We start from the raw sequence: 16,131 nt of genomic DNA, 5'->3' as shown, positions 1-16,131 counted from the left end.
GCTTGTGACCTCGCTTGACCGGGAGGAGTTCCCCGCCGATACGGTCCTCAAGCTCTACCGCATGCGCTGGCGCATCGAACTCGCCTTCAAGCGCCTGAAGAGCCTGATCGGGCTGCGCTCTCCTCCCGCCAAGGACCCAAGGATCGCAAGGCCTTGGATCCTTGCACACTTCCTCATCGCGCTTGTGACCGAACCCCTCTCGCAGGAGTTGGGTGTCTCTCCCCCTTGAGCGACGGGCGCCCGCTGCTGTGGCGCGCAACCCGCCAGATCGTCGCCTCTCTGATCGCGACCATCTTTCCTCAACCTTCCTTGGCGGCCCTGCGCCACAATCTCCATGCCTTGCGATATCGCTGGCGCGAACCACCCACGAAAGCGCAAGTTTCAGTCCATGCCAAAGCTATCTTAGCGCCTATGCCGTATAGGGACGGGGAGAGGGGCGCTGTGATCAGCGGTTTCGCCAATCACAAGCGTTCGAGAGAGAGAGCCAAGGCTGCGGTCAGCCATTTCTCCCCGTCACTATACGGGGAGAAATGCCCGGCAGGGCAATGAGGGGCGGTGCTGACCTCCGGTGAGGAGCAAAATCAAACGCGCGCTCTGCCTATCGGCAATAATCTCTACAAAGAGCCGAGCTTGCCCAGATCCTTGGCGACCAGATAATAGAAAGTCACGCGGCTCTTGGAGCTGTCGGCGGCCAACGCCTTGCAGGTCTTCTCGATCGCTGAGTCGGCTTTCGCCCCGTCGGTCACGCCGAGTTTCTTGGCAACCCAGTTGGTCTTGACGCGCTCCAATTCCTTGGGGTCGGTGCAGGATACCAGCGAGGAATCGCGGTTGCGCAGCGCGATGCCCAGATGTTTCACAATCTTGGCAACCACATCGGCATTTGCGGCGGCGTCGTATTTCTTCACGTCTGCGAGATAATCGGCCATCAAATTTCCCCATGTCGGCGCCACGGGATCCGATCGATGAGGGCTGTGGCGCGCTGCCGCAACTTGTGCGCTATGTCGATGCTCCTCACCATCGCAAAGCTTCGGTTGAGACCGCGCGCGAGTCAACCCTCGGCGCCGCAGTTTGGTGCGGCCAAGAAGTGTCATTGCGGCCTTTCATTTTGTGCGCCCGCCCCCTATATTCGTTTTGTCGGCTTGACCGACTATGGCGATAAATGGGCGATGTAATAAGCCGTTCGGACCCGGGGGCGGTACCCGGCGCCTCCACCAAGAACCGTTCTGTGATCAGAGCGGCTGTTGCTGGGGGCGAAATAGGATCGACGAAGGTGTAAAGATCGTACTTTTGCCCGGCATGGTACCACCGTCATCGGGCTAAACCTGTAGTTGCAAATGACAACTATGCGGAAGCACGTCTCGCCGCGTAAGCGGTGCGATAGCTTCAAATCAAGCCCTAGAGGTTCGCACTTCTAGGCGGGGTTCGGAGGTACCTGGCAACAGAAACCTCCACTTCTCCCCTCCTCGATATCGTACGCTCAATGCCGGCTGCCGCTGGCCGGATTTCGCATGACGATGGGCCGCGAAGCCTACACCAAATTGAGCCATGAGCTGGTGCAATTTGCCGCTGGCGTCGGTCGAAGGCCGTGGTTCTGGCCGGGGCCGGATTACCCCAGACGTGAAAAAGGCCGGGATGACCCGGCCTTTCCGGTCGATGGCGGTCAGCTTACTCGGCCGGCGCTTCAACGGCTTCGCGCGAGCGGCCAAGCGTCAGTTTGGCCAGCGTGAACGAGATCACCGCGCAGAGCGTGATGCCGGCCACCATGGGCAGCGGGGTGCCGTCGAAGAAGATGCCGGCGACGCCCATCGCCAGCGCACCGATGGCGAAGTGCAGGGTGCCCATCAGCGCCGAGGCCGTGCCGGCGATCTCGCCATGCTCTTCCATGGCCAGCACCGACGTCGTCGGGATGACCAGGCCGAGGAAGCCGTAGCCGACGAACAGCAGTGCCGCCATAACATCGAGCCGGTCGACGCCGGTCGCCATGACTGCGAACAGCACAACCATCGTCGTGGCATAGCCGGTTACCGCCACCCAGACGACGCGCTTCAGCCCGAAGCGCTCCGACAGCATCCCCGTCAGTTGCGACATGCCGATGAAGGCCACCGCATTGATCGAGAAGAACACGCTGTAGACGGAAGGCGACAGCCCGTAATGGTCGATCAGGATGAAGGACGAACTCGAGAGGTATACGAAGAAGCTGGCGATGCCGAAGCCGGCGATCGCCACCAGGCCGAGGAAATTGCGGTCACCGATGAGGAAGCGATAGCCGGCGAGTGCGGTTCCGAAGGACGAACCGACGCGTTCTTCCGCCGGCCGCGTCTCCTTCAGCGAGGTCGCCAGCAGAATGGTGGCCAGAAGGGCCGCGCCCGTCACCGTCCAGAACACGGCGCGCCAGCCAAAATTCTCGATGATCTGGCTGCCGGTCAGCGGCGCCAGGATCGGCGACACCGAAAACACCAGCATCAGCAGCGACATCAGCTTGGCGGCTTCGGTGCCGGTGTGCAGGTCGCGCACGATGGCGCGCGGCACCGCCATGCCGGCGCTGGCGCCCAGCCCCTGCAGGAAGCGGAAGGCGATCAGCCATTCGATGGTCGGGCTCATGGCCGAACCGATACCGCCGACCATGAACAGCGCAAGGCCGCCGTAAAGCGGCAGCTTGCGGCCGACCATGTCGGAGATCGGTCCGACGACGATCTGGCCGAAGCCCATCGACAGGAAGAAGATCAAAAGGCTCATCTGAACGGCGGCGGTGCCGGCATGCAGATCCTCGCCGATCGAAGGCAACGCCGGCAGATACATGTCGATGGCGAAGGGGCCGATAGCGGACAACAGGCCGAGCACGACCGCGATGCGGAGGAATTTGGGACTCATGATAAAGGCTTCTTTCAAGTCTGGTTGGCGCCGCCAACGCGACGACTAACCCTAGGACGTTCCATCCCGTTGAAATCCAACGGCTCAGAGCGAGATTATTCGTCTCTACGGAGCGAATTCACCATTTGTTGTGTCCACAAATTTAGACAGCCTTGTCTAATTCGTCAATCACCTCTATATAGATTTCTATGAAGCTTGCCGTTTCTCCTGACATTTTCCCGCCACGCGGCCACGAGGCCAAGCGTATGTCGATTATCGATGCGGCGGCTTCGGTCTTTTGCCGGGAAGGCTTTGCCGGCGCCAATATCGACCTGATCGCGGTGGAGGCCGGCGTGTCGCGCCAGACCATCTATAATCACCACCGCGACAAGGAAAAGCTCTTCATGGCTGTGGTGCGCGATCTGACGGAGCGCTGCAATGCCGGCATCTTCGCCACCTTCGCCTCTTTCCCAGACCAGCCGAAGGATCTGGAAGCCGACCTGATCGGCTTTGCCGTGCGCATGAATCAGAACTGCATCTGCAACCGCGACGGACGCTTCCTGCGCAAGCTGATCCAGACCGAAGGCGAGCGCTATCCCGAGCTCTTCGCCGAATGGCGCGACCAGGGGCCGGGCCGGACCTGGCCGGCACTTGCCGCCCGTTTTGCCCGCCTCGCCCATGCCGGCCATCTCGCGGTCGACGATCCCGATGTCGCCGCACGCCAGTTCCTGGCGCTAGCCAACGCCGAACTGCAGACCACCTTCATGCTCGGCGGCATGCCGTCGGAAGATGAAGTGCTGCAATCCGCGACCCACGGCGTGCGCACATTCCTGCGCGCCTTCGGCAAGCGCAGATCAGCGGCAGCGGTGGAAAAACAGCTGGCCAGCGCCTGAACGCCAAAGCAGGCGATCAAATCGTCCGTTACGGGCTTCGCTTCGGCGCATCAGCGATCTATATCCGGTTTACGCCGCGCTCAAGCTTGATTACAGCTATGCGGACGATTCAACGGAACCCGACCAGCACATGGCCGACGACCACATCCGCTACGACATCCTGGCCCAGGAGGCATTGCGCGGCGTCATGCGCAAGGTCCTGGCCGAAGTCGCGCGCACCGGCCTTCCCGGCAATCATCATTTCTTCATCACATTCCTGACCGGCGCGCCGGGCGTGCGGGTGTCCTCCAGGCTGCGCGAGCGCTATCCCGAACAGATGACCATCGTCATCCAGTTCCAGTATTGGGACCTCAAGGTGACCGATACCGGCTTCGAGGTCGGGCTGTCCTTCTCCGACGTGCCGGAGAAGCTGGAAATCCCGTTCTCGGCCGTACGCGGCTTCTACGACCCATCGGTCAATTTCGAACTCGAATTCGACGTCAAGACCGACGTCCCGGCGGAAGACGATGCAGCCGCCCAGCCGGCTGCCGAGCCTTTGGCTATCGTCTCCGAGAAAAAGCCGAAGGCCGAGAAGAAGGCAGCTGCCACTGAGGCGGAGAAAAAGCCCGCCGTGGCCGATGCCGCCGCCGGCAAGGGCGCCGACGTCGTGTCGCTCGACGCCTTCCGCAAGAAGTAGCGGGACGGTCGGCGCGACATGGGCGAAATCGTCAACCTTCGCCAGGTCCGCAAGCAGAAGGCGCGCACCGAAAAGGAAAAGCTCGCCGGCGAGAACCGCGCTCTGCACGGCCGTTCCAAAGCCGAAAGAACTCGTGACCGTCTGACATCGGACAAGGCCGAAAAATTCGTCGCCGGCCACCGCCGCGAACGCCCGGAAGACCAGGGCGATTGATGGACCGCCTGCGGTGAGCCCGGTCGAAAAACGCTCCGTGACCATCCGCGGCCATCGCACCAGCTATTCCCTCGAAAAACCCTTTTATGACGATCTCGTCACTATTGCCGCCGCGCGCAAGCTGACCCTTGCTGCCCTGGTCGCGGAGATCGACGAGACAAGACCGCGCGATGCCAATCTGTCCTCGGCGCTCAGGCTCCACGTGCTGGACTGGGCCAAGCGCGACGCCAGAACTTCTTAGGCCTTTATGACCGCATCCTGTTTCTTGCGGCGGGTGCCAAATCCCAGCAGCGTCGAGCGATCACGTTCCTCGGCAAGCTTCTTCGACCGGACGCGCATCAGATCTTTCCAGCCGACATAGCCGACCAGCCGCGCGTCCTCGCGCGCGACAACCGGCAGATGCGAGACATTGGCCATCAGCAGCTTGTCGGAAAGACCCTCGAGATACTCGTCCGGATAGGCAAGCGTGAGCTTGCCGCCGGCAAGCAATTCGCCAAGCGTCGTGGTGCGGTGCTCGCCCGCGCGCCTCCAGCGCAGGATCGCCGGCGGATCGATGACGCCAAGCACCTGGCCGTCTTCGCTGACGACGGGAAAGCTCGGATGCCGCGTCTGGGGCGCGGTCAGGAAGGCGGCTGCGCCATGTAGCGTCATCGTCGCCGGCACGCTCTCCACCTGCGCGGTCATGACCTCGCGCACCCTGGTCAGCGCGAAGGGATCGACACGATATTCGCGAACCAGATGATGCCCTCGCCTGGCAATCTTTTCCGTCAGGATCGACCGCTTCATCAACAGCACGGTGACCGCGTGAGCGGCCGCGCAAGCGGCGATCAACGGCACCAGCACATGGGTGTTGCCGGTGAGTTCGACCGCAAAGCTTGACCGAACACGCCGAAGACCGTCTTGCCGAATTGTCCGCCGCGCATCTCGATNTCTCGATGAGCTCAAGCGCATCGAACCGATGCTGGGACGCCTGCTGACCCGTCACAAGCAATAGTCCGCAAGTCGCGGACCGGTGCCGTCGGCGATGCGGGTGCCTAATTGCCCAGCGACTTCAGCAGATTGTCGACGGAGAACGGATTTGTCCTGGGCTTCGGCGGCGCCGGGGCCGAACCGTCACTGACACCGGGAAGTGAGCGGTCGACCTTCGGCGCCTGCTCCTGAGCCTTGCGCTCGGCCTCCAGCCTGGCTTTTTCCTGCGAAGCGATCCGAGCCTGTTCGGCCTTCTTCCGTTCGTCCTCGGCCTTGGCGGCGTCTTCGGCAGCCTGCTCTTCCGCCTGGGCTTTCGCGTCCGCATCTGCCTTGGCCTTTGCGTCAGCCTCTGCCTGCGCTTTCGCATCGGCATCGGCCTTTGCTTCGGCATCCGCCTTGGCCTTGGCATCCGCTTCGTCCTGTGCCTTCGCATCGGCCTGTGCCTTCGCCTTGGCGTCGGCCTCGGCTTTGAGCCGTGCCGCTTCCTCCTGCTTGCGCAATTCCTCGGCGGCGTTGTCGCGCTCGGTCTGCAGGGCGGCGTAGTAGCGCACCTCGCGCCGCAGCCGCTGCTTCTCGAGCAGTGCGGCCTGCATAGCCTCGACCCGCTGCTGCTCCTTTTCCAGCGCGCGCTGGGTCAAAAATTGCGCCAGCGGCTCGCTGTCGAACTGCTTCTTCAGCGCCCCGAACGGCCCATCGACGCTGAAATTGACCGTCGGATCGGAGCCGATCAGCGCCTCGTCGCCAGGCTTGTAGGTGACAGCGCCCTTGGTGGCGACGGTGCCGGTGTTGAGGTCGGCCGTGATGTCGGCAGACAGCGTCGCCGCCTGGTTTTCGAATTTGATCGGTGGTGCCCGCAACGTGCCGCCGGCGACCGTGAAGGCGATGTCGGCATCGCCGGCAGCAAAGCTGCCGTCGCCAGCGATCTCAGGTGCAAAGCCCGCGGTCTTGGCCACGTCGATGTCGCGCCCGATCGCATCGGCCTTGGCAATCAACGCGCCGAAGGCATCGGGATTGACGCCGGCAATGGTGAGGCCTTTCAGCGCCGCCGTGCCCGAGCCGGAGAGTGCGGCAATCATCGCGTCGACCGATTTGCCGCTGGTCGACAGCCCTGTCGAGAAATCGCCGTTGCCACTCAATCCGGCAGCCGGCAGCACAGTCGCCAGGTCGGCGCCGGCAAGCCTCATCTGGCCGGAGAACAGCCCCGTGCCGTCTGTGTTCTTCAACTCGAACAATCCGGTGAGCGCGCCGCCGAGCAGTTTTGCCTTCAGGTCCGAAACGCGGATGCCTTCCTGGTCCAGTTTCAACGACAGCGACGCATCATAGGCTGTCGCCAGCGGTCCGGCGGCAAGCGTCGCCGTCGTCAGATCGAGATCGGCGCTGAACGGCAGGCTGGATTTCTGGCTGAATGGCGCCGTCGGCCAGTTCGCGTTGCTGCTGAGGAACGACTGGTCACCGAACAGCGCAACCGCAATCGGGTCGAGGTCCAGTTCGTCGAGCGCCAGCGCACCGGCAAAATGCGGCAGCCCCTGCTTCGCATCGATGTTGACGTCGCCCGAAATCTCCGACTCGTTGATGGATCCGCTGAGACCGCTCAACACCAGCAGGCCACTGCCGAAATCGGCATCCGCGCTGAGCGAGGTCGAGGTGCCCGTTCCCATGCCCGGCAGGCCGGCGCCGGTCGTCATCAGCCAAGGCTCGATGTCGGAGGCGTCGAGGCCGATCTTGCCCTTGGCGGTGGCGCCTTGCGGCGTCTGAGCAACGGTGCCGTCGAACGTCGCCTTGAAGTCGTCGGCGGCGAAATTGAAGCTCGTCGCCAGGCCGCCGCCGAGCGTGCCTTTCGCCGAAATATCGGTGCTTGCCTGGCCGAGCATGCCGAGCGGCAGCGCCGGCAGGCCGTAGAGCGCCAGCAGCGCCGTGGCGTCGGGATTTTTGGCGTTGAAGGTCAGCGTCACCGGCGCGTCAAGCAACTGGCCTACGGCCCCCTTGCCCGACAGCGACGCCGAAAAGCCCGAACCGCCGGCCTTGCCTTGTCCGCTCACCGCCAGCCCGGTGGTGCCGTCGCCATTGTCGGCGGCGCTCGCCACCAGATCGACGCGCGCGTCCTGGAACAGTTCAGGATAGGCGGCCGTGCGGCCAGCCAGTCCCTTCAGCATCAGATTGTCGGGATAGTGTTGCGCGGCAATGTCGATCAGCGGCTTCAGATCGACGGCGACCACCGAGGCATCGAGCTTGCCGGTCGGGCTTGCGGGAAAATCCTTGATCCGGCCGGTGGCGCTGATCGAGGCGCCGGCAAGGCCGCCAATCGACAGCCGGTCGATTTCGAGCAGCCCGTCGCGGAGCCGGAGCGCGGTATCGACCGTGTCGGCGGTGAGCCCGCCGGCATTGACCGGCCCTGCCTTGATCTGAAAATCGAGGTCACGGTCGGAAAAGCGGTTGGCGCCCTTGTGGCTGACGAAGATCGAGGCGAAGGCCGTCAGCCCGTCGACATCGAGTTCGCCGCCCTCGAGCCGCATCAGCACCGAGGACTTGGCGTCGTCGGGCTGGTTGGAATCGATGCGGCCGGTGAACTTCGACTTGCCGAGGATCAGTTCGAGATCGCTGAACGCCTGGCGCTTCTCCGACAGCTCCACCTTGGCCTTGAAGCCGGCGGCCGGCAGCCGGCGGATCGCCTCGTCGACATCTTTCGACAACCAGGCAGCAAAGCCGGAAGGCTGCGCCACCGCCAGCAGCATGGAGCCGCTGAAACCGAAATGATCTTCGACGCTGAGCATGCCGCTGGCTTCCAGCGTCGTGCGCCCGGGCAAGGTCGCGGCCAGCGATTTCACCGACCAGCCGCCCTCGACCGGCTCGGCCGAGAGATGCACGTCGCGCACCGTGGTGTCGCCGGCCACCACCGCCGGCAGCTTGACCTCGACAGTGCCGGGGATGCTCGGCTTCGGCAGTTCGAGCAGCGCCTGCTCGATTCCGGCAATGCGCTGGTCCAGCGTCAGGCCGGCGCCCTTCTCAGCGCCCACCGCCTCGTCCAGTTGCACCTGCGCGCCATTGGCCTCGATGGCGAAGTTCGGCCTAAGGCCGAGATCGACCGAAGCCTTGCCGTCGGCTGTGTAGGGATTGTCGAGCGGCCCGGTCTCGAAGCGGAATTCGTCGACGCCGAGCTTCTGGTGATCAAGCGAGAACTTGCCGTTCAGCCGGAAGCCCGGATCGGGCTTGCCGGCCCTGACCTTGCCCGTATTGATCTCGACAACCTCACCATCGCTGCCGCGCAGCGTAGCCGAATTCTTGTCGTTGCCGGAAATCTTGAACTGGCCGGAATAGACGGCAGCCCCATTGACGATGCCTGCATTGCCGTCGGTTTCGATGACCAGTGGATAGGCATCGGGATCGACCTTGAGCCTCAGCCGCATCTGGCCGCTGCCTTCGGCCTTGCCGGTCGAAGCCGCAACCGTCGAACGCAGTCCGTCGAGCAGCAACGTTCCGTCCATGCGCCACGGCCCGGCCAGCGACTTGGCAGAGATGGTCGAATTGATCTCGGAAATCAGATGGCTGCGCCCGCCTGCGGCATGGCGGAGCGCAATTTCTCCCTCCGTCACCGTGAGCTTCTCGATCGAGATCTGGTTGAGATCGAAGGGCGAGGACGGCCGTATCGCCCAGTCGACCGTGCCGTTATCGGCGATGTCGATCGTCGCCTTCGGATGCACCAGCCGCATGTCGAAAATCAGCACTTCGCCGCGCAGGAACGGCGCCAGTTCCGCGTCCATCGAAAAGGTCTCGACGGTCATTGCCGGCTGGCCGCCGGGGCCGCCGGCGACCGTGACGTTTGAGAAGGTCACCGAGGGGAACGGCAACAGCCGCGCCGTGGCGTCGCCTTGCACCGTCACCTTGCGGCCGAGAATGGCGCTCGCCTCGCGCTCGAATTGGGCGCGGTACCCGGTCCAATCGACAAAATACGGCACCACCAGCGCCGCAACCAGCACCAGCACAAACAAGCCACCGAAGATCACGAACAGGCGTGCGAGCATCAGCTCCGAACGGGTTGATTGAAAGTCAGCCGCACTCTACCCGCATCAGCGTGTCGATAAAGAGGCAATTCATCCAGAGTTGCTTGATCTCTGATGTATCTGGAAGAGCAGAGATTTTTGGACGCCTTTGACCGCGGTCCGGCCTGTGCGCAAGAGACTATCCTGCCATGGCCCGTCGGCGATATTCGTTCAGCAGCACCACCATCTCCTCGGGCGACAATGTCCAGCCCTGCGGTAATGCGGCTTCGGCGCCGAGGCTTTTGGTCACGCTGCCCATGACGGAGCTTTTCTTGACCCCCGGTGCGAAATTGTACCCGATCATATCGCCTATCCTGCGCCGGCGATGGACGACGAAGAAGCTTTCGATATTCTTCCAGGGGACCAGGTTGGGCGATCGAACAAGGCCTCCGCCGAGACTGAAACCTTGTCCGTTCAGCACCAGAATCTGCGGCCGCACAAGCTGCCAGGCAAACACCAACGCGACCAGCCCGAAAAAGGCCACGCACCACCAAAGGCCGGCGGTGTCGCCGTCCTCGGAGACATAAATCAGGAAAGCGCAGGCCAGGACAAAGAAGAGGCTGGCCGACAGCAGTAACAGTGTCTTGCCAAGCGATGCCCTTATAATCAGGGTATCCATTGCCGCTCCTCACATTTCGGCTATGCAGGTAATATCTTGCCCGGGTTCATGATGTCTTGCGGGTCGAGCGCTTTTTTTATGGAGCGCATGATGTCGACACCATGGCCGAGCTCATGGCGCAGGAAGCCGATCTTGCCCTGGCCGATGCCGTGTTCGCCGGTGCAGGTGCCGTCCATGGCGATCGCCCGCATGTTCAGCCGCGAGACGAATTTCTCCGCCAGCGCGATCTCTTTGGGGTCGTTGACGTCCATCAGCACCAGCACATGGAAATTGCCGTCGCCGGCATGGCCGACGATCGGCGCAACCAGGCCCATCTCGGCAATGTCGGCCTCGGTTTCGGCAACGCATTCGGCCAGCCGCGAGATCGGCACGCAGACATCGGTCGAAAGGCCCTTGGCGCCCGGCCGTAGCGTCAGCGACGCCCAATAAGCATCGTGCCTGGCTTTCCAGAGTTTCGTGCGCTCCTCGGCGACGCTGGTCCAAAGGAATGGCCCGCCGCCATTGTCTTCAGCAATGGCACCGAAGGTCTCGGCCTGTTCGGCGACGCCGGCATCGCTGCCGTGGAACTCGACGAACAGGCACGGGCTCTCGGGATAATCGAGCTTCGAGTAATTCTTCATCGCCCGCATCTGCAGTCCATTGACCAGTTCGATCCGCGCCACCGGAATGCCCATCTGGATGGTCGCGATGACCGCGTTGCAGGCCGCCTCGAGGTTTGGAAACGGGCAGACGCCGCCGGAGATCGCCTGCGGAATGCCTTGCAGCTTCAAGGTCAGCGAGGTGATGATGCCGAGCGTGCCTTCCGAGCCGACCAGAAGCCGCGTCAGATCGTAGCCGGCCGAACTCTTTTTCGCCCGCTTGCCGGTCGTCACCGTCTCGCCATCGGCCATGACGGCCGTCAGCGACAGCACGTTTTCACGCATCGTGCCGTAGCGCACCGCATTGGTGCCGGAGGCCCGCGTTGCCGCCATGCCGCCGAGCGAAGCATTGGCGCCGGGATCGATGGGGAAGAACAGGCCGGTATCGCGCAGGTGCCGATTCAAATCCTCGCGCGTTACGCCAGGCTCGACCGTGCAGTCGAGATCCTCGGGGTTGACCGACAGGATGCGGTTCATGCGCGAGGTGTCGACCGAGATGCCGCCACCCGGCGCGTTGGTGTGGCCCTCCAGCGAGGAACCGACGCCGAAGGCGATGACCGGCACGCGGTGCGCGGCGCAGGCACGTACGATCTCCTGCACCTCTTCTGTCGTCTCCGAGAACGCGACACCGTCAGGCGCCTGCGTCGGAATATAGGTGGTGGTATGCGCATGCTGCGAGCGGATCGCCGCGCCTGTCTGGAAGCGTTCGCCGAGCTGCTGCTTGAGAATGCCGAGCACGGCGGCGATGCCTTCCTCGTTGCGTTCGACCGGATTGAGGTCGCTCAGAGCCATGAATTCCTCCGCGAATGGACCAGCGTCCACGCTTGTTATGCGATTATGGATGCGTAGTCTCGACTGCCGCGCTCTGTCCAGCACCAGAACAAGGAACTTTCCATGCCTGTTCCCGCCCCCTTAGTTTCCAAACCGATGGACATCGAGAAGGACTGGATCGACTACAACGGCCATCTCAACATGGCCTATTACAACGTGTTGTTCGACCGCTGCTCGGATGAGGCGTTCGAGGCGATGGGCATGGGGCTGGACTATGTCAAAGAGCGGCGCCTGACCATCTACACGGCCGAAGTCCATGTTTGCTATGTCCAGGAACTGCACCTCGAACACAAGGTCGTCGTATCCTTCCAGCTGATCGATCACGACGACAAGCGGCTGCGGGCCTACCAGGAAATCCGCCATGTCGATGGCTGGCTCGCCGCCACTTCCGAAACCCTGTCGCTGCATGTCGACATGTCCGGGCCGAAAGTCGCGCCCTTCCCCGCCGACGTGCAGGCCAAGGTGGAAGCGATGCGCGCCGCCCACTCTGCACTGCCGATGCCCGAACGCGCCGGCCGTTCGATCGGTATTCGCCGCAGGACCGCTTGAAGCGCTGCCGCGCCCGCGTTAACCTTACCAAGGTTTTAACGTGAACAAGCCATTTGAGCCATTGAACGACTCAGCGGACCGTTTGAGAACGGTGCCATGCGAGTTGCGATGCGGGCGGCGGGCAACAGGCGGTTCGAGGAACGTGCATGAAAACCGACATCAAGGTCGAGGTGGACAGGCTGGCTGCCGATCCGCGCATCACCGACTATGATTTCTGGCGCTCGTTGAAGAACGTCAACAACGAGATCTTCCACATCGCCAACAACAACGAGCCAATCCCCTTCGACATGATCCGCTGGCGCGCCATCCTGAAGCAGGCGCGCATGAAGCGTGGCCACGCCTGACGTTTCCCCTGCCCTGAGAAGCCGACACTGGCGAGCGCCGCCACGGACAATTGCGATCTGATCATTTCTATAGGTCGGCGCCAGCCCTGCTTTCAGCGAATCGGCTACATCCGACAACCTTCAAACCCATTTATTTCAATCCGTTGTGGAACCGGCGATTCGGTTCCGCAAATGGCTGCCTGCGACAAGAAGATCAAGATTGAACCAATTCCACGTCTAAGCCGTTGTGACCCCTGAAAAACGGCTTGGAGTGAAAGCATGGACTGGAAAAGGACCAGGGAACCGGCCGACGCATGGCACATGACGGACAATCTGCATGCCGAGCACGGCAAGGGCGATCCGTTCGCGGCCGCCATCCGCGCCACCCGCATGTCGATGGTCATCACCGATCCCCGTCAGGCGGACAATCCGATCGTCTTTGCCAATGACGCGTTCCTGCGCCTGACCGGCTACGAGCGCGACGAGGTCATGGGCAAGAACTGCCGCTTCCTTCAGGGGCCAGAGACAGACAAGGCAGCTGTAGCTAGCGTGCGCGACGCGATAGCAGCGGGAACCGATATCGCCATCGATCTGTTGAACTACCGCAAGGACGGCTCGACGTTCTGGAATGCGCTCTACATCAGCCCGGTTTCCAACGACAAAGGCGAACTCCTGTTCTTCTTTGCCTCACAGCTCGACGTCTCGGATCGCAAGCGCTCGGAGGATCGAATCACCGCCGACAAGAACCGTTTTGAAAAGGCTGTCAAGGAACGCACACGCGAGCTTGAGGCCGCCCTTGAGGCGCAGACCACGCTGCTGCACGAGGTCGACCATCGGGTGAAAAACAACCTGCAGATGATCTCCTCGCTGATCATCATGCAAAGCCGGGCAATCAAGGATGAAGCGACGAAGCGATCCCTGACCACCATGCTGGAGCGCATCGAGGCGCTGAGCACTGTGCATCGCCGTCTCTACCAGTCAAAGGATGTCAGCCGCTTCGATGTCTCGGATTTCGCCAGGGATCTGGTCACCGACCTGCTGACCGCATCGGGGCGCGCCGAGATCAAGCCGACGCTGGACCTCGAACCCATCGTCATTCCGGCCGAAAAAGCCACGCCTGTTGCCTTGATGGTCAATGAGCTTGTCACCAACGCGCTGAAGCATGCCTTCAAGGAAAAGCCGGACGGCACCACCGCGGGGCGCATCGGCATCAAGATGAGCCAGCCCGACGGCCACTTCAACATCGAGGTTTCCGATGACGGCGTCGGCATGGCCGAGGCCAGTGGCGATGCTTCTTTCGGCATGCGGCTGATCAAGTCGCTTGCCCGTCAGTTGCATGCCGACATCGAATGGCGCGACGCCGGCCCGGGCACAAAGGTCGTCATCTCGATGCCGAACGAACCGCAGCAGAAAGGGAAGCTGTCATGAACGAACCGCTCAAGGTCCTGATCGTCGAGGATGAGGCGTTGCTGGCGATGGAACTGGAAAGCCTCGTCGAGGAAGCCGGCCACAGCGTTGTGGGTTGGGCGACATCGTTGGCCGAAGCAAGAGGTATGATTGATACCGCCGATGCCGATATTGCCTTTGTCGATATCCACCTCGCCGACGGACCAACCGGGGTCGAGGTTGCCGAGCATATCCGCGAGGGTAACCGTTCCATGGTGGTGTTCATGACCGCCAATCCAAAACGCATCCCCGACCATTTCGCCGGCGCGATCGGCGTCATCGCCAAGCCCTACACGATGAACGGACTGGTGTCGGCGTTGCGCTATCTGCAGGAGGGCGTGCGGCGCCCGCCCCCGGTCTCGGTGCTGCCGGCCGGTTTTACGCTGTCGCCGGCCTATGAAAGCGTATGGGCGTCGTCGGCGGCCTGAAGCTTACGCCAGCTTCTCCTTGAGGAAAGCGATCGTCCGTCCCCAGGCGAGATCGGCTGCCTTCTTGTCATAGCGCGCGGCCGAGGTGTCGTTGTTGAAGGCATGGTTGACGCCGTCATAGACATAGACGGTGTATTCGACATGGGCGGCGTCGAGCGCCTTCTTGTAGGCATCGATGCCGGCGTCGATGCGCTCGTCCAGCCCGGCATAGTGCAGCAACAGCGCCGCCTTGATCTTCGCCACATCCTCGGCCTTCGGCTGCATGCCGTAATAGGCGACGCCGGCGGCGAGATCGGGCGCGTTGACCGCCAGATTGTTGACCGTGCCGCCGCCCCAGCAGAAGCCGACAGCACCGACCTTGCCGTTGCCGTCCTTCTCGCCCTTGAGATAGGCGATGGTCGCCACACCATCGGCGGTGACATGGCTGGCGTCGAGCTTGGTGAACATGTCGCGCGCCTTGTCCTCGTCGGCGGGCGTGCCGCCGAGCGGCGACAGGAAATCCGGGGCCAGCGCCACGAACCCCTCCAGCGCAACGCGCCGCGCCACATCCTTGATATGCGGGTTGAGCCCCCTGTTCTCATGCACCACGATGACGGTGCCGAGCTTGCCGGACTGGTCCGCCGGCCTGACAAGATAGCCCTTCATCTCACCGCTGCTGCCGGAATAGGTGATATCTTCAGCCTTCACGCGCGGATCGTTGTCGGCGACGATTGCCGCCTGCGCCGAATTCGCCGCAAGCAGCGGCGCGATCGCGGCCGCCGCCGCGCCCGAACCGGCAAGCCTGGTCAGCTGTTCCATGAAGCGGCGGCGGTCGAGCGTCAGATGCGTGTATTCGTCATAGGCATCGATCATCGCCTGGGTGATGGCAGGTTTGGCAGGTTTTACGGCTTCGGCGGTGGGTTTCGTCATGGCGTGCTCCTCGTTAGGAGATGATCTCACGGTCACTCATGGTCACTCCGGGATGACCTCGCGGTCACTCCGGGATGACTCGCGGATCAAGATAGGGTGCAAGCTCGCACGGTCCAGTCTCGGATGGGTGACGCTTGCGCCATCGAACGATGCGGCGGCCCCGCGGAACGCGCCCATCACATTTTGGTCATTTCAGAGAATGTCGATGGTGCCGCCACAATATGGAAGGAAGCTGATGATGGTCTCGCTCGTAGCGGCGAGCCCGACGAGAAGGAACAACGCCATGACCTTGTCTACTCCGATCCTTGCAAGCGCGCTCGTGCTTGCTGTTGCTGCCTTGCTGGCAATGCGCTCCGCTGCTGCCGCAGCCGCCGCTCGGATGGTGAATGTCCGCGTCGACCGGCGTCGGCCGTCACCACGCTGATCCAGCAGGCCGAAACAGGGCCGCAGCTAACCAATGAAGTACTGGGCTCCGTGCCCAGCCTCAAAGGCCATCTCTTACGCAAGCTGACCAAGGCTGCTGCTGCCCCTCATCGCCCTGCCGGGCACTTCTCCCCGTATAGTGACGGGGAGAAGGATGCCGTCATCGATGATTTCGCCAATCGCCAGCGTTGCAGGAAAGGGCGCCAACGCTGAAGCTGCCCCTTCTCCCCGTCACTATACGGGGAGAAGATGCCGGTGTCCGAACCGGATAGATAGGTAACAGAATGGACCGATAGCATGGGTGACAGTTTTCTTGTCCGCCGGAGG

Annotated in this window: 15 protein-coding genes, 1 other RNA gene and 1 pseudogene; 10 read left to right on the top strand and 7 right to left on the bottom strand. The window is 62.5% G+C overall.

The window, feature by feature from the left end; genetic code table 11:
- The first annotated feature begins 61 nt into the window (after nt 1-61).
- Nucleotides 62-229 carry a hypothetical protein gene (locus X730_RS135670; RefSeq protein WP_156936170.1) on the top strand — a complete coding sequence of 56 codons (168 nt, stop codon included), beginning with the start codon at nt 62-64 and terminating at the stop codon, nt 227-229.
- 385 nt (nt 230-614) lie between these two features.
- Here the strand turns inward: X730_RS135670 and X730_RS135675 are convergent, their stop codons facing one another.
- Entirely contained in the window at nt 615-926 is a 312-nt protein-coding gene (locus X730_RS135675; RefSeq protein WP_023668323.1) for a DUF2853 family protein, read from the bottom strand.
- A gap of 168 nt (nt 927-1,094) precedes the next feature.
- On the opposite strand from X730_RS135675, the gene ssrA reads away from it, so the two are divergent.
- Nucleotides 1,095-1,453, top strand: a transfer-messenger RNA (tmRNA) gene (gene ssrA / locus X730_RS1000000167185).
- A gap of 212 nt (nt 1,454-1,665) precedes the next feature.
- On the opposite strand, the gene X730_RS135680 is transcribed toward ssrA, so the two are convergent.
- A complete protein-coding gene (locus X730_RS135680; protein ID WP_031197524.1) occupies nt 1,666-2,871 on the bottom strand; it encodes a multidrug effflux MFS transporter in 1,206 nt (401 codons plus the stop codon).
- A gap of 188 nt (nt 2,872-3,059) precedes the next feature.
- Here X730_RS135680 and X730_RS135685 point away from each other — a divergent pair, with 188 nt between their 5' ends.
- From X730_RS135685 to X730_RS135700, 4 genes are all read left to right on the top strand, one after another.
- Nucleotides 3,060-3,743 (top strand): TetR/AcrR family transcriptional regulator, encoded by a 684-nt coding sequence (locus X730_RS135685; RefSeq protein WP_023668320.1) that lies wholly within the window; start codon nt 3,060-3,062, stop codon nt 3,741-3,743.
- 130 nt (nt 3,744-3,873) lie between these two features.
- Nucleotides 3,874-4,419 (top strand): SspB family protein, encoded by a 546-nt coding sequence (locus X730_RS135690; RefSeq protein WP_023667419.1) that lies wholly within the window; start codon nt 3,874-3,876, stop codon nt 4,417-4,419.
- Between the two features lie 18 nt (nt 4,420-4,437).
- Entirely contained in the window at nt 4,438-4,632 is a 195-nt protein-coding gene (locus tag X730_RS135695) for a DUF4169 family protein (RefSeq protein WP_023667420.1), read from the top strand.
- 13 nt (nt 4,633-4,645) lie between these two features.
- The gene (locus tag X730_RS135700) at nt 4,646-4,873 is read left to right on the top strand and encodes a ribbon-helix-helix domain-containing protein (protein ID WP_023667421.1); all 228 of its coding nucleotides are present in this window, start codon (nt 4,646-4,648) and stop codon (nt 4,871-4,873) included.
- On the opposite strand, the pseudogene X730_RS135705 reads toward X730_RS135700, so the two are convergent.
- From X730_RS135705 to X730_RS135715, 4 genes and pseudogenes are all read right to left on the bottom strand, one after another.
- Nucleotides 4,870-5,505: pseudogene (locus X730_RS135705) on the bottom strand (CBS domain-containing protein); the annotation flags it as partial. The gene X730_RS135700 and the pseudogene X730_RS135705 sit on opposite strands and share 4 nt — an antisense overlap.
- A 161-nt stretch (nt 5,506-5,666) precedes the next feature.
- Nucleotides 5,667-9,620 carry an AsmA family protein gene (locus X730_RS135710; RefSeq protein WP_023817966.1) on the bottom strand — a complete coding sequence of 1,318 codons (3,954 nt, stop codon included), beginning with the start codon at nt 9,618-9,620 and terminating at the stop codon, nt 5,667-5,669.
- Nucleotides 9,621-9,777: 157 nt separating this feature from the next.
- Nucleotides 9,778-10,257 carry a hypothetical protein gene (locus tag X730_RS00360; RefSeq protein WP_023667425.1) on the bottom strand — a complete coding sequence of 160 codons (480 nt, stop codon included), beginning with the start codon at nt 10,255-10,257 and terminating at the stop codon, nt 9,778-9,780.
- 20 nt (nt 10,258-10,277) lie between these two features.
- The gene (locus X730_RS135715; protein ID WP_023725338.1) at nt 10,278-11,687 is read right to left on the bottom strand and encodes an FAD-linked oxidase C-terminal domain-containing protein; all 1,410 of its coding nucleotides are present in this window, start codon (nt 11,685-11,687) and stop codon (nt 10,278-10,280) included.
- Between the two features lie 102 nt (nt 11,688-11,789).
- Here X730_RS135715 and X730_RS135720 point away from each other — a divergent pair, with 102 nt between their 5' ends.
- From X730_RS135720 to X730_RS135735, 4 genes are all read left to right on the top strand, one after another.
- Nucleotides 11,790-12,275 (top strand): thioesterase family protein, encoded by a 486-nt coding sequence (locus X730_RS135720; RefSeq protein ID WP_031197523.1) that lies wholly within the window; start codon nt 11,790-11,792, stop codon nt 12,273-12,275.
- Nucleotides 12,276-12,421: 146 nt separating this feature from the next.
- Nucleotides 12,422-12,619: a hypothetical protein gene (locus X730_RS135725; protein ID WP_013531006.1), complete on the top strand. Its 198-nt coding sequence runs from the start codon at nt 12,422-12,424 to the stop codon at nt 12,617-12,619.
- Nucleotides 12,620-12,877: 258 nt separating this feature from the next.
- Complete coding sequence (locus X730_RS135730; RefSeq protein WP_023668314.1) at nt 12,878-14,026, top strand: histidine kinase dimerization/phosphoacceptor domain -containing protein; 1,149 nt, start codon at nt 12,878-12,880, stop codon at nt 14,024-14,026.
- Entirely contained in the window at nt 14,023-14,472 is a 450-nt protein-coding gene (locus tag X730_RS135735) for a response regulator (RefSeq protein ID WP_023668313.1), read from the top strand. The genes X730_RS135730 and X730_RS135735 overlap by 4 nt, the downstream gene beginning before the upstream one ends.
- A 3-nt stretch (nt 14,473-14,475) precedes the next feature.
- Here X730_RS135735 and X730_RS135740 read toward each other — a convergent pair whose 3' ends face one another.
- Nucleotides 14,476-15,381, bottom strand: coding sequence for a dienelactone hydrolase family protein (locus X730_RS135740; RefSeq protein WP_023735955.1), 906 nt, complete (start codon nt 15,379-15,381; stop codon nt 14,476-14,478).
- Nucleotides 15,382-16,131 lie beyond the last annotated feature (750 nt).

Source organism: Mesorhizobium sp. L103C131B0, assembly GCF_000502275.1.
GTDB lineage: Bacteria > Pseudomonadota > Alphaproteobacteria > Rhizobiales > Rhizobiaceae > Mesorhizobium.
Note: the sequence above shows the minus strand (reverse complement) of the source record. Positions and strands in the feature narration are given on the sequence as shown.

Bases quoted from the DNA above. Each gene is read 5' to 3' on its own strand.
- X730_RS135735 (WP_023668313.1), top strand. From the start codon at position 14,023: ATGAACGAACCGCTCAAGGTCCTGATCGTCGAGGATGAGGCGTTGCTG.
- X730_RS135720 (WP_031197523.1), top strand. From the start codon at position 11,790: ATGCCTGTTCCCGCCCCCTTAGTTTCCAAACCGATGGACATCGAGAAG.
- X730_RS135730 (WP_023668314.1), top strand. From the start codon at position 12,878: ATGGACTGGAAAAGGACCAGGGAACCGGCCGACGCATGGCACATGACG.
- X730_RS135690 (WP_023667419.1), top strand. From the start codon at position 3,874: ATGGCCGACGACCACATCCGCTACGACATCCTGGCCCAGGAGGCATTG.
- X730_RS135710 (WP_023817966.1), bottom strand. From the start codon at position 9,620: ATGCTCGCACGCCTGTTCGTGATCTTCGGTGGCTTGTTTGTGCTGGTG.
- X730_RS135675 (WP_023668323.1), bottom strand. From the start codon at position 926: ATGGCCGATTATCTCGCAGACGTGAAGAAATACGACGCCGCCGCAAAT.
- X730_RS135695 (WP_023667420.1), top strand. From the start codon at position 4,438: ATGGGCGAAATCGTCAACCTTCGCCAGGTCCGCAAGCAGAAGGCGCGC.
- X730_RS135725 (WP_013531006.1), top strand. From the start codon at position 12,422: ATGAAAACCGACATCAAGGTCGAGGTGGACAGGCTGGCTGCCGATCCG.
- X730_RS00360 (WP_023667425.1), bottom strand. From the start codon at position 10,257: ATGGATACCCTGATTATAAGGGCATCGCTTGGCAAGACACTGTTACTG.
- X730_RS135685 (WP_023668320.1), top strand. From the start codon at position 3,060: ATGAAGCTTGCCGTTTCTCCTGACATTTTCCCGCCACGCGGCCACGAG.
- X730_RS135715 (WP_023725338.1), bottom strand. From the start codon at position 11,687: ATGGCTCTGAGCGACCTCAATCCGGTCGAACGCAACGAGGAAGGCATC.
- X730_RS135680 (WP_031197524.1), bottom strand. From the start codon at position 2,871: ATGAGTCCCAAATTCCTCCGCATCGCGGTCGTGCTCGGCCTGTTGTCC.
- X730_RS135670 (WP_156936170.1), top strand. From the start codon at position 62: ATGCGCTGGCGCATCGAACTCGCCTTCAAGCGCCTGAAGAGCCTGATC.
- X730_RS135740 (WP_023735955.1), bottom strand. From the start codon at position 15,381: ATGACGAAACCCACCGCCGAAGCCGTAAAACCTGCCAAACCTGCCATC.